6 protein-coding genes are annotated in these 14,403 nt (G+C 41.4%); 4 read left to right on the forward strand and 2 right to left on the reverse strand.

The features are described 5' to 3' along the window. Nucleotides 1-26: 26 nt before the first annotated feature. Nucleotides 27-8,927, forward strand: coding sequence for a T1SS-143 repeat domain-containing protein (locus tag HC723_RS14905; protein WP_238925515.1), 8,901 nt, complete (start codon nt 27-29; stop codon nt 8,925-8,927). Between the two features lie 114 nt (nt 8,928-9,041). On the opposite strand, the gene HC723_RS14910 is transcribed toward HC723_RS14905, so the two are convergent. Further along, nucleotides 9,042-10,427, reverse strand: coding sequence for an alpha/beta fold hydrolase (locus HC723_RS14910; protein WP_238925516.1), 1,386 nt, complete (start codon nt 10,425-10,427; stop codon nt 9,042-9,044). A 172-nt stretch (nt 10,428-10,599) separates the two neighbouring features. On the opposite strand from HC723_RS14910, the gene HC723_RS14915 reads away from it, so the two are divergent. The 3 genes from HC723_RS14915 to cspE (HC723_RS14925) all read left to right on the forward strand — a co-directional run bounded on the left by HC723_RS14915 (nt 10,600) and on the right by cspE (HC723_RS14925) (nt 13,732). Then, nucleotides 10,600-11,616 (forward strand): lipoate--protein ligase, encoded by a 1,017-nt coding sequence (locus HC723_RS14915; protein WP_190339639.1) that lies wholly within the window; start codon nt 10,600-10,602, stop codon nt 11,614-11,616. 408 nt (nt 11,617-12,024) lie between these two features. Next, nucleotides 12,025-12,234 carry a transcription antiterminator/RNA stability regulator CspE gene (gene cspE, locus HC723_RS14920; RefSeq protein ID WP_017025742.1) on the forward strand — a complete coding sequence of 70 codons (210 nt, stop codon included), beginning with the start codon at nt 12,025-12,027 and terminating at the stop codon, nt 12,232-12,234. 1,288 nt (nt 12,235-13,522) lie between these two features. Then, on the forward strand, nt 13,523-13,732 hold the full coding sequence (gene cspE, locus HC723_RS14925) for a transcription antiterminator/RNA stability regulator CspE (RefSeq protein ID WP_017025742.1): 210 nt from the start codon (nt 13,523-13,525) through the stop codon (nt 13,730-13,732). A gap of 480 nt (nt 13,733-14,212) precedes the next feature. Here cspE (HC723_RS14925) and HC723_RS14930 read toward each other — a convergent pair. After that, nucleotides 14,213-14,403, reverse strand: a 191-nt coding sequence (locus HC723_RS14930) for an IS3 family transposase (protein WP_190339640.1), incomplete at its 5' end; no start/stop codon positions are given.

The following is a 14,403-nucleotide window of genomic DNA, read 5'->3' on the forward strand; positions in this document are numbered from 1 at the left end:
CCACCGATGTTAATCAATACCAACCATTGGATGACAACAACGGCACGGGTGAGAATACCGGTCTTATTACCAACATTGATGATGTGATCTCAGTCGAGTTGCCATTTGAAATCGATGACACCGATGGCGATACGTCGGATGTGACAGTACACGTCAACTTTAAAGATGGCGAAGATCCAACCTTCACCGGCACTACCGATATTGATATCACTGAAACTGATAATAAAGATGGTCCAACTGTCACAACGGGCGATATTGATCTTGATAAAGGCAGTGATGAAATCAAAGAAATTGGCTTTGACCCAGACCAATCCGATTCTGGTTTAGGTGATATTACGGTTAATGGTGGTCAACCGACAGAATATACCGTTGATGGTGACACTATTAGTGTGACGGACATGGATGGAAATGACGTTCTTTCTATCACGCTAAATACCGATGGTACTTACACATTCACTCAATCTGAACCTATCGATCAAGATAAAGGCGATGTGAATCTAGATCTAAACGTTTACGCTATTGATGATGATGGCGATAAAGCAAATGGCGACATTAATATTGTTATTCACGATAGCGATAGTAACGATACTTCAGATACGGTTGTTATTACCGAAGGTGATTTAGAGAATGGCGACAATTATCCTGTAAGTGGTTCATCTAGCGTTGTGGTTGATTCATCAAGTGATGACCTTGATCCTAGTACGTTAGCGGTTGATCCTGCAGCGCTTGATGATTTGATGGGTGACCTTGATCAATTGACCAGTGATGGTCAGGCATTGGTGTTCACCATGACGATTAATGCTGATGGTTCCGTTGATATTTCAGGTGGCTTCCCAGGTTCAGGCGACAGTATTTTAGACATCAATATGCAACCAGTACTGGATGCAGATGGCAATGTGACCTTAACCACAACCGTCACTCAAAATGGCCCATTAGATCACATTGATTTCTCTAGTGACTACATCACAGCTAATGGCGATCAAATCAGTATCGATGTTCCTATGGTGATTGATGATACCGATGGCACAGAAACTAAAATTGATATCACGGTAAACGTCGAAGATGGGCAAGATCCAAGTTTTGGGGATGACTCAGGAGTGGACCTTTCTGATGACGGTAAAATATTCGGCGTCGATTCTGGCTCTGGAAAAATCGATGTTGATACTGGTAGTGATGAAGTAAAAGATGTTCGCTTTGGGCAAGACCAATCTCAATTAGATGATGTCACCAGTAATGGTCAACCAACGACAGTGAATGTTTCTGAAGATGGCACTTGGCTTTCGATCACCAATGATGTCACGGGTCTGCCTGTGATGATCCTGACCATTGATGATAATGGTCAATATAATGTTGTTCAAACCCAACCGATTGATCAGGATAATAGTGAACTTTCAAACCTAGATTTCAATGTCGAAGTGGAAGATGCTGATGGAGATATTGGTAAAGGTACCATCACGGTTCGTGATACTGATGGTGGTAATGCGACTGGTGGTGGTGAGATTGATATCCATACTACTGAAGGTGATTTAACCCCTGATGGTGGTAGCGATAATAGTAATGGTGATGGTTATCCTGTTCATGGTGAAGGATCACCTGTTGTTGTGGAACCGGGAGCGGATGACCTTGATCCAAGTACGGTGCAAATTGATCCTAATTCACTGGATGATCTTATTACTGAATTAGATGCAGAAATTACTACCGCGGGTGGAGAGGCTGTCACTTTTAGCTTTAATCCTGAGACCGGTGTGTTACAAGGCGTCGATAGTAATAATGACCCCGTTCTAGATATTAGCTTAAATGCGGTGCCGACAGATGATGGTGGTGTCTCTATTACCGTCAGTATGGACCAGTTCCAACCAATCGATCACAGCGGTGTCGATGATTCTGGTATGGTGCAATATGATGAAAATAGCGACACGATTACCATCGATTTCCCTATTCAAATCCAAGATACCGACGGTGACTTCTTAGATAACCCGATTGATTTCCACGCTTCAATTACCGATGGGGATGATCCTTTCATTATCAGCGCCGATTCAATTACGGTTGATGAAAGTGCGACGGCAGATGGTTCACACACCGATGTCACGCCAGATGATGGACTGGATCCAACATCAAGCACAACCGGGCAGATCACTGTCGATTCAGGCAGTGATGGGGTCACTCATTTTGCTATCGATGTTAATGCCTTTAATAATCAAAATACCATCACATCGGGTGGAGATAACGTCACACTTGTTGATAATGGAGATGGCACATTCTCTGGTGTCACGGATAACGTTGGTGATGAAGTATTTAATATTAGCTTCTCCGAGGATGGAACTTATACCTTCACTGTGGATGGTGCTATCGATGATCCACTAAACGATGCAACCGGTGGTACATCGGTTTCGATTGATATTCCTATCTATGGTATTGATGATGATGATGGTGATAAGAGTAATACCATTAATGCTAACGTTACCATTAACGATGATGTTCCAGTCGCGCAAGATGTGACTAAAACGGTAACCGAAGGCGATCAGCTAACTGACATGGGTAATATTATTGCCAGCCAAGGTAATGATGGTGCTAGCGTTACAGGAATTGTGGTTGATGGAGAAGTTGTTGCATTGGACACATTGCCGACCGTTGAAGATCAAGATGGCAATACTTATTACCAATATGATGTCAGCAGTGATGATGCTTCAAATCAAGATCTAGGTCAGTTATATATCTCAGCTGATGGCGAGGTGTATTTTAAAGCCAATCCCGAGCTTGTTCATAGTGGTCAAGATTTGAGTGATAAAATCACCTTTGTTATTACCGATGGTGATGGCGATACCGATACTTCCGATGTCACGATTAATGTGAAAGATGACGGTATTACCATCAATACCAATGATAGCAGTGGTCAAGAACAAGCCGGTAATCACACTACTGATCCAAACGATAATGTTGACCCTAACCATAATGTTGATGGTATTCCGGTTAATATGAGTATCGATGTGGGTGATATCGATGAACAAGAATCCCTTGCCCAAGTTACGATTACACCAGAAGGTGAAGCGCATGGTGTATTTGAATATAACGGCGACCCGATCCCAATTAATGCTGATGGATCTGTAACCATTCCAGGCGATGCCTTTACCTTAGTGGATAATGGAGATGGTACTGCAACTTATAAGATGAGTGGCATTACCTTTGTACCAGATGATGATTTCTCAACCAATAATGTTGACTTGCAATTTGATGTGAAGGCTATTGTTAATGATGATGCTGGTACTCATAGCAGCGATGGTACCTTTAGCATTACCGTTGATGGGATTGCCGATACCCCAACATGGAATGAGGATACAGGTACCTATATTGTCGCCAATGAGGATGATGACTCTATTCATGTCCCTGTTGAATTTGATTCAAATGATAGTGATGGATCAGAAAGTCTGATGTATCACGTTAGAATTGAACCTGATGAAAATGGTGATACCCACGGTACGATTGTCGATGGTATTCCTGGAATTGAAGGTCCAGATGAAAACGGTTACTACGATATTCCTGCTGATAGTATTGACCAGTTGGCGATTAAGCCAGATGCAAACTATTCTGGTGATATTAAGTTGGATATCTACGCCACCAGTACCGAAAGCGGGAATGTGGTCGATGGTAAAGGTACCGCGGACTCTGATCACCAAGAAATAGTGATCAATGTTGATCCGGTTGCCGATGATATGACCATTCATGCTGATGCTAATATCAAAGACAACGAAGATACTGCAATTCATTTAGCTGATGTGATCACAGCTAATCCATCTGCAGATACTGATGGTTCTGAAACCTACTTTGTACAACTTTCTGGTTTACCAGACGGCGCAGTAGTTATGGTTAATGGGGAACCAGTTAGCCCGGATGAAAATGGTGTCTATAATATCAATGTCGATGATTTAGATAATGCTGACTTGATCCCACCACCACAAAGCAATGTTGATTTCACGTTTAGCTACAACGGTCTAGTAGTAGATACCGCAACTGGAACTGATGCTGATGGTAATCCTATTTCTGGTGATGACACCAAGGTTATCAACGGTGGTGATATTAATGTTGATATGCATGGTGAAGCTGATGACCCTGTAGTGGTTCTGCCTGATGATAGTGCTTGGGATGTAAGCGATCCTATTGATGGTAGGACGGCGATCACCACCACTATTGGTGAAGATGGCACAGCAACAATCGACTTTAGCTTTAGCTCTGGCGAATACGATCCAAATAACCCTGACGGTGGTGTGGACCCAGATAGTGATACATCAGAGACGTTAACCTTTGGTGCGGGAGACATCCCTGATGGTGTGACTTTCTCGGATGCGGATGGCAATCCACTTCATCCAGTGCTGGTGAGTGCCAATCCGGATATTTACCAACTCGATGTCGATGATCTTAAAGGTCTGCAAATTCATCTACCAGAAAATAGTTCTGAAGATATTACCATTCCGGTACGAATTGTCGTGACCGAGAATGATGGCGACTCTACCTCTATTGATTACGATATAGTAGTGAAGGTTAACCCTGAAGTTGATGGTGTTGGTACCAACGATGATGGCTCTTTGAAGGATTACGATACGGCCACTAGTACCGGCTATGAGGATAATCTGGTTAAATTAAACTGGGATCCAACTTCACAATTAGTTGATGACAGTGAAAAAGTGACAGGATTAACCATTAATGGTTTCCCTCCTGGTTACTCTATTGTAATTGATGGGGAAGAGATTCAACCTGATGTGAATGGTTCAATTACCTTAACCTCTGATCAATTAGCAGAAGCGATGATTGACACCGATGGTGATGGTAATGGCGATGGTATTTATTTAAAAATGCCAGAAGATTCGGATGTGGATATTCACTTAACCACCGATGTGACTATTTCGGATCAAGAAGCGGATGATCCGAATGCAGCAACCAATGTTATTCATGGTGATATTGATGTTGATGTTGATTCTGTGGTCGAAGGTGACGGTCATCTTGAAGTCGATGATAGCGATGGTAATGCGATCACCGATCAAGATGGTGATGGCAAGGCTGATATCTACGAAGACTCAGATACCAGCAATGAGATTCATCTTACTACCAATGAGCTGAACGGTGGCAGTGATAGCATTAATTGGATCAATGATGATGGTTCGAGTACCGAAGACGTCACCAAAGTCATCATTAAATTTAATGGTGTTGATGTCGATGCCAATGGTAACAGTATTGTTTATGATGATAATGGAAAAGCCTATGATGTGAGTGATTTTTTCATTCCAGGCGCGACCAATAATGGTGATGGTAGTTTTACTATTACCCAAGATTCCATCGATGACATCGTCATTAAAGCACCACCTGGGTTTGATGGTTCGATAGACATTACTATTTCAGCTGAAGTCATCGATCACGGTGATAATGATGAAGGCGATATCAGCAAAATAGTGACCGAAGATTCAGATATCACTCTTCACTTTAATGGAAGCGACGGTGGAGGCGGTGGTACGCCATCTGAAGCCGCTGATATTGATGTGAACCCTGACGTAACCACAGATGGAGTGGAAGATGGTAGTGTTAATCTTGGTGATTTAATTTCAGGTAATGTTGTCATTCATACTGACGATAACGATGGTGATGGAAAAGGCGATCAAACTAATGATACGTTTTCGATTGCGATTGATTCCGCAGATTTGCCGGAAGGTACGGTTATTAATGGTATGACTTATAACGAGTCTACTGGGCAATATGTATTCTCAGTGACACCAGATGCTGACGGTAACGTCGATCTCAGTGACATCACAATGGACTTACCACCAGATTATGCAGGTACAATTGACTTCCCTGTTGTGATCACTGAAACCGATAACGAAACGGGCGATACCAACTCTGATACCATGAATATCAATGTTGATGTAACGCCAGTAGCCGACGACCCAGTGATCACTATTGATGGGACTGGAGATGAAGACAGCATTATTACACTTGATCTGAATGCTGCATTTGGTGATCAAAATAATGATGGTCCAGATAATGGTGGTCAGGAGTCTTTTGGTGATTTCACCTTAACGGTCGATCCTGATCAAGGTCAATTTGTTGATGCTAATGGTAACCCGATTGGTAATGAAGATGGTTCTATTACCATCTCAGATATTGATCAACCAATTTACTTTAAACCTGCAGATGACTTTAGTGGTAAGGTCGATGTAAACATTAAAACCGATGTGACCGATGATGCCAGCACTGGTTCAGATACTAAGCAAATTGATACTGATGTGAGTTTTGATGTTATCGCCGTTAATGATGGTGTAGACGTTGATGGCACCGATAATATTCATGGTGATGAAGATGGCAATATTCCGCTAGATTCCATTACGGGTGATCTTATCGATACAGATGGCTCTGAGCATATTGTTTCCATCAGTATTTCAGATTTACCTCCTGGTTTTACAGTTGAAGGCGGGGCCAATTTAAGTGATGGTATTTGGGCTCTGACTAACGTACAAATCAATGAAGATGGCAGCTTTGATTTATCAGGATACTCGATTAATCCGCCTGATGATTTCAGTGGTGATGTGACCATTACATTGAAAGTCGTTACTCAAGAAGATTCTCTAGATGAACCAGCAGAAAATGATATCCCGATCACTTTCCATGTTGATCCACACGCGGATGCCGTGAATACCAATGTGGTAACCGAAGCGTCAGGTGATGAAAATGGCGATATTGTGCTGCACTTTAATGCGCATGATGTGGATGATGCTGCAACGGGTGGTAGTGATTCGAATGTAAATGAAGATGCGCCAGAGCAAGTTCAGATTACCATTTCGAATGTACCAGAAGGAGCAACGTTTGCTTTCCCTGAGGGAGAATCAGGTAGCATTACAACTAATCCAGATGGCAGTGTTACCATTATTTCTGATACCTCGGATTTAGATAGTATTATATTTAATCCAGGTGATGCCAACTCCGATAATTGGGATGGACAGTTAAACTATGTCATCCAAGGTAATGATAATGGCGTGACTGACGGTCCGACCACCAATGGTACGATTAACGTTGATGTAACACCTGAAAATGACGCAGCAGAAATATCAGCCCCAGATTCAGTTGATGCCGATAATGCCGATGGTGTGACCACGATTACTGGCATACAGATCAGTGATATTGATGCAGATGAAGGAAAAGGAGACTTTACCGTTGAGCTAAAAGCGGAGAATGGAACCTTATCTCTGCCTGAAGGTACCGATACTTCTGGGATAAATATTACAGTTGAAGATGACGGAACTTACAAAGTCACGGGATCATTGGATGATATTAATGCAGTGCTAGCAGGCGGAGTAAACTACACGCCAAATGATGGCTTTAGTGGTGATGATAAGATTGATATCAAGACAACCGATAATGGTGACGCAGATGGTAATAACCAACTCGTGACTAACGGTACTATTGATATTAATGATGTTGTGGCACCGGATGTATTTGAAAGCCAGCAGTCTGCACCTGCAGCGCCAGCGAGTATTCCACAAGCGGCAAGTTTAGGGGCTGATTTACGTAATGTATTGAACTCATCACAACAAGTGAGTGCAGCTAATGCGTCAACCATAATGCCACTAGCGGCGTTATTACTGACAGCAGCCGTGGCGGCGCAAGATGGTGAGACTCTGACTCTTGGGCATATGCAAGGTGCACAAGTGGTTGATGCGGATAATCAACCTTTAGGTAGTGTACAAGCTGATGGCTCAGTTGAATTAACCGCTGATCAAGTGGCGATTGCATATGTACAGCATTTAGAGTCTGGCACCACGCCAAGCTTTAGTGTTACCACCAAAGATGCCGACAACCGTGTGGTGAGTGAACATAAAGTCGAAGCAGGCTTTACCACCTCTGGTTCAACTGCTGGTGAGAATGTGGTTCATCATGCTGCTGATCATGTAAATCATGCTGATGCCGCCAACAATGTTGCCGATGAACATGCTCAACTGGCGGCAGTCGGTGAGGCTCTACATGCAGCAGAAGGGCACGATGCCGCGGCATTGTTAGCCGCAAACCCTGATGTAGCCGAAACGCTACATGAGCAAGCAACCGATGGTGTTCATGCATTAACCGATGACTTACATGCGATTGTCGATCAAGCGACAGCGTTAGATAATAATAGTATGTCGACAGATGCAGAACAGCATTTGCAACCAGGTATGGAGCATGACAACACGCTCAGTACCTTGACAGATGATGCCCATACTAATCCAGACTTAGCACCTGCATTTGATGAGCACAGTTCTGATAACACCTTAGATGCTCAAGCAGATAATGATCAGCATGATATATTCGCCACCGATAGTGACGATGATTCACATTCGGCAGACACCATGTTGCCTGAAGGATTATTTGATATTCACGATATTGCCAGTGACATTGGTGAACATCATGCTCTAGCCGATTTAGCCAGTGACGGTGGATTGTTTGGTGAGGAGCATGAGTATGGATTGTTAGGTGAATCGCATGATGGAGGTCTGTTTAATGATTCATCAGACGGTGGTTTATTTGGCGAATCGACTGAAGGCGGTTTATTTAGTGATGCTGCTGACCATGGCTTGTACGGTGATATCGCCGCTTCAGGAGATGGCGATGCACATGATGGCGTGATGTCGAATGAGCATGCTAACCTTGATATGTCTGATTTGTTTAATCAAGATGGCAGTGAAAGCCATGATGATATGGATAAATTATTAGGTGATGCAGCCCCATCAGAAGCGTCTGATATAGGCAAAGCAACGGAAGCCAGCAGTGATGATTTGGCTTCAACTCAGCACCTTGATCATGCAAATGTCTCTGGTTTTGACTTAGACGTTTCAGGTGTTGAAGATACTAGCTCAGCCGGTCATATCATTAATGATCTGTTCAATTCAAGTAACTTTAACCCTGACTCTTAATCGTCATTGAGCTTGTCGAATAAGTGTTAATTAATAAAAACCAGCACTGAGAGGTGCTGGTTTTTTTATTTATAGAGCATACGGTTTTGACTCACTCTGATGCAATGTATTAAGTTATTTATTAATGCTGGGGGAGTGCGGTAATTGGCCTAATTCATTTAGCATAGTGTCGAGTCGGTTAAAGATACGTTCACCATCCATGCCTAAGCCGTTATGTTCATATTCATTGGTCATCCAAGCTTTACTGTTAGGTATGTTACTTAAGGTATGACGAGAGTAGTCAAATTCAACATACATATCATCGACATAAACTGCGCAAGCGATAGGAACAGTATTGTTTGCGAGAACATCTGGTTTATACAATGCTGGCCAATCGGATTTTTCTGCTAATAATTGCGCGGCTTGTTTGAGTGCTTTTAAGCAGATGAGTTGCTCAAACATCCAAGGGAATACCATTTCTCCAGTAAATAAAAATGGCTGTCCCTTTTGGTAATTAAACTCTGGATATTGTTGACGCATGCGATGAGCTGACCACAAAGATGCGGTGTCGCCATTGTCGTTTTGAGCAGTGGGTTGGCAGTAGATTGATTCATGCAAAATAGCATAAATAGGATTGGTTTGATGGGCTTGCTCATTTAGCATCGCATTTAAAAAGTCATAGCTAAGTTCAAGCTTTCCATCTAACTCGACAAAAGCACGTTCGAGTAAATAATACATTGGCAGTACGGCGTGACCTTGACCGAAATTAATGCCGATCAATTGGAATTGCTCAACGGTAAAATGCTGACCGTTAGGGAGTGTGACATGATGCTCGAGGAGGTGATTTGCGATACGCTGGCACAATAATTGAGCCTGTGGAAATTGCTCAAAGAAAGCGTGATTTTTTTGTTTTACTCTTGCATAGGTTGCTTGGTAAACACTGTCTGCATGTTGAGTAATAGAAGGTATTCCTCCGGTGATATGTGAGCGACTGAGACTGTGTGGAAATAATGAAAGATAAGTGAGAGAGCAAAACCCACCAAAACTCTGCCCTAGTATTGCCCATTGTTTAATTTTGAATTTTTCTCGAATCGCTTCGGCATCCCTCACAATATTATCGGCGCGAAAATGGCTTAAATATTCACATTGTTGTTGAGCGGTTTTATCTGCCCAATGTGACTGAGTAAATGTTTGATGGGTTAATGGCGTGCTTAGCCCTGTGCCACGTTGATCAAGTAATAACACTCGATATTGTTGCAGTGCCGCTTTTAACCAGCCCGATTGACCACTGGTGCGAGGAGAAGCAAAGCCAGGACCACCTTGAAAATACACCAGCCAAGGTAAATCTTGATGCTGCTTATCTACTAATACCAATTCGCGTGCATAAACTTGAATGGTTTCATCCGGTGTTACAGATGCCGCTTCTGATGCTTGTTCTTGTAAGTATTGTTGGGGTTGATAGCAAAGCGGTAGGGTGAATACATGTGGGGTATAAACAACACCTTGATCGATAAATGGCATTAAAATTTCAGACGGTAAATGCACGATGAGTTCCTTTGATGGCAAGTAATGAGTCATCTACAATATCAAACCTGCTCAAATGTTTCTGGTGTTACTTTACGCGAGAGAGTATTTATAATTTATGGTAGATTTACTTTCTTGCTCATCAACGCACTTAATTTTGTAGGTTCCTATGTCATCACTGCGATTGCTTTTTTCAACATCAACTGACCCGTTATTTAACTTAGCAGTGGAAGATGCGATTTTTCGTTCCATGTCAGCCACACAAAAGGTGCTATTTTTGTGGCGTAATGATAATACGGTGGTGATTGGGCGGGCGCAAAATCCGTGGAAAGAATGTAATACTCAACGGATGGAACAAGATGGCATTACCCTTGCGAGACGTCAAAGTGGTGGTGGCGCCGTGTTTCATGATCTCGGTAACAGCAATTTTACCTTTATGGCGGGTAAACCGGAATACGATAAGAGTATCTCAACTCAAATCGTATTAGATGCTTTAACTCAACTTGGCATTCAAGGCAAAGCAACAGGGCGAAATGATTTAGTGGTGGATACTGAACAAGGTGTGCGCAAGTTCTCAGGCTCTGCTTACCGTGAAACCCTTGATCGTGGCTTTCATCATGGCACTATTTTATTAAATGCCGATATGAGCCGTTTAGCTAATTATCTCAATCCAGATCCTAAAAAACTGCAAGCCAAAGGCATTACTTCTGTGCGTTCTCGAGTGATCAACTTGCAACAAATTAATGATAGCGTAACCCATGACGCATTATGTCATGCACTCACTCAAGCGTTTTTTGCCTATTACGGTGAAACGGTCGAGCCAGAATTTATTTCACCTGAGGCGATGCCAGATCTGCCTAACTTTACCGCCACGTACGAGAAACAAAAAGATTGGCATTGGAATTTTGGTAATACCCCTGAGTTTACTCACCATATTGACGAAAGGTTTACGTGGGGTGGGGTAGAATTACATTTCAATATTAAAAAAGCGCATATCGACGAAGTGCAAATTTTTAGTGATAGCTTAGATCCTGCGCCATTAGAAGCATTGCAGGTGGCATTGCATGGTCAGTTGTACAATGCACAAGGCATCAATGCGGCGATTGATTATGTCGATAACAAATATCCCACTAATCATGCAGAAATGGAGCAAGTGCGACAATGGTTGTTAATTCAACTGGCGTAATATGTTGAGAGGGTGATTGGCGGTGGTGATGCTCTTCTCTGGGGTAATAATGGGGGGAGCAGGGGGCATATTTTCAACCTCACTGCCCATATATCGTCATCACGCTGAATGTGAAAATGCCGTTAACACAATGGGGTTAGCTATTTTTCAATAAGTTAGTTCGTAACATTGAATTATTTTTAAGTTTTTTTAAATAACTATGTACATTTGAGATGAAGGGTGTATTATACACCTCGCTGCAAAGAGTTATTATGTAAAGTAAAAGTAGATTCATTAGATACATCTTCGTAACTGTTTTTGTTCTCTGTGTTCCCTTAGCTTCAAATTAATAACATGCTTTAAAGCACACCGTAATGTTACGGTATTCTCATAAATTGCATGTAATGCATAAAATATAAGGGACATAATATGTCTAAAACAACTGGTATCGTTAAATGGTTTAACGAAGAGAAAGGTTTCGGCTTCATTACTCAAGACAACGGCGGCGCTGATGTATTCGTACATTTCCGTGCAATCGCTTCTGAGGGTTTCAAAACTCTTGCTGAAGGCCAAAAAGTGTCTTTTGAAGTAGAACAAGGCCAAAAAGGTCTTCAAGCTGCGAACGTTGTTCCTGCTTAATAAATTGATTTTTTAGCTGTTAGTTTACTAGACGCTGAAAGATATATAAACGCTGGCATTAGCCGGCGTTTGTTTTATCTAAATATCAATAGCTTCGTATGCCAGTAATGGTTTGAAGTCGCAACAAGCAACACTGAAATAGAAACAAGAAAAAAAGCACAAGCCAAGATAATCAATTTATATTCTTCAATACATAACTTGAAGAAACAGTGAAAAATTAAACATTCCAAACATCTGCGTTATTGTAAATGTCTCATGTTGTATTCGGTTCACTAAGCTCCCCTCGACAACCCATATAAGCGTTCATCGACAACAGCTCAAAAAGATAAATTCTGCTTATCCCGGCTTAATCATAGGGTTTTCCCTCTGCACCAGATAGTATCGCGTTTTAACGTAATACACAGGAGCGAGGAGTAAACGATTATAATTAAATAAAAGGGTTAACTATGTCTCGTTCAAGCGGCAGAAAGCGTTTTTGGTTCCAAAACAAACGCGTTCAAAATCAAGTATCAAAATAGTACCGTCTCTCGTTTATAACCGTTGATAGGTACACTCTTCTTTCGAAGAAAATGAAGCACATCATTTCATTATGGTGTGCTTTTTTAATGTCTTGAGAAAACTATCATTTTGATTTGATTTAAACCAATTACATAAATTTAATGATCGTTCAAAATTGAGTACAGAGAAAAGTGTCAAAGGCCATGGATGGGCTTTTCTCAAGCGATCAAGGAAGGATCAGCATCTTTTCGGGTATTCAAATTGATCAAATATGAAATGGTATTAGTTTAGGTTACTGATTTCCCAGTATGCAATCACAGTTATCACCGTAAGGTGGTACTACATTAAGCCCGATAGATTTTTGCGGTCAATAGAAATTCACTAAGCTAATTGAGAAGAGTGAGCGCCCTAACAAAGCGGGGTAGATTTAAGCCATACCGGCATGTTAATCAGCCATTTTTCGTTGTAATTATGCTTATAAAATAGACTTAAGTTGTTGTTAGATCACACTTGTTAGATGAATTTGATGGGTTTATCCGCATCCAGAAAATTAACTGATTTCTTTTGCATAAAAGGGTGTACTTATCCTGAAAACCTTGTATTATCTATCTCGTTCTAAAGCGTTATTAATTGCTACAAAGTAAAAGAAGAATCTTAGATACATTTTCGTAACTGTTTTTGTCCTCTGTATTTCCCTTAGCTTCAAATTAATAGCACTTTATAGCACACCGTAATGTTACGGTAATTTCATAATTTGCATTTAATGCATTAAAAATATAAGGGACATAAAATGTCTAAAACAACTGGTATCGTTAAATGGTTTAACGAAGAGAAAGGTTTCGGCTTCATTACTCAAGACAACGGCGGCGCTGATGTATTCGTACATTTCCGTGCAATCGCTTCTGAGGGTTTCAAAACTCTTGCTGAAGGCCAAAAAGTGTCTTTTGAAGTAGAACAAGGCCAGAAAGGTCTTCAAGCTGCGAACGTTGTTCCTGCTTAATAAATTGATTTTTTAGCTGTTAGTTTACTAAAAGCTGAAAGATATATAAACGCTGGCTTATGCCGGCGTTTGTTTTATATGAAGAACAGCAAACTTTCCAACCACCCGCGCTACTGTAAAATCTCATGTTGTACTCGGCTCACTAAGCTCTCCTCGATACCATTCAAAAAGAAAAATGCAACTTACCCCTAATTAAACATCGTTTTTTCATTTATACAAGATAGTGTCACGTCTCGACCTCATATATATACCCGTCTTACTTGAAGCTGCAGCTTTGTTGGCTGCGCTAACTCACCCCAATCACTTAGGCAAGCTAAGCTCATGGGGCTTCGTTTACTTGCCGCCTCACTGCAACTTCAATTACTTTGGGTATATTAGTGAGAAATAAACATTAAATCTCTTATTTTGTATGAATTTCCCATACTGAAAAGCTCAAAAAACACGCAAAACGATTGATTTCAATGATGCTAATTATTCTGGTCAAGCCCAATAGGACACCTGACTTTGTAATTTTTCATAGTCGATTTGCGTTAAATCACCAAGCGTAGTATGCAACCTTTCATGGTTGTAATACCGGATATATTCTTCAACATCTTCTTTCATTGCATCACGCGTTAAATAAACCACATTGAGTAGCCATTCATTTTTCAAGCTACCGAAGAACCGTTCGA

Origin of the sequence: Vibrio sp. S11_S32 (assembly GCF_014694465.1) — a bacterium.
GTDB classification, from domain to species: domain Bacteria; phylum Pseudomonadota; class Gammaproteobacteria; order Enterobacterales; family Vibrionaceae; genus Vibrio; species Vibrio algicola.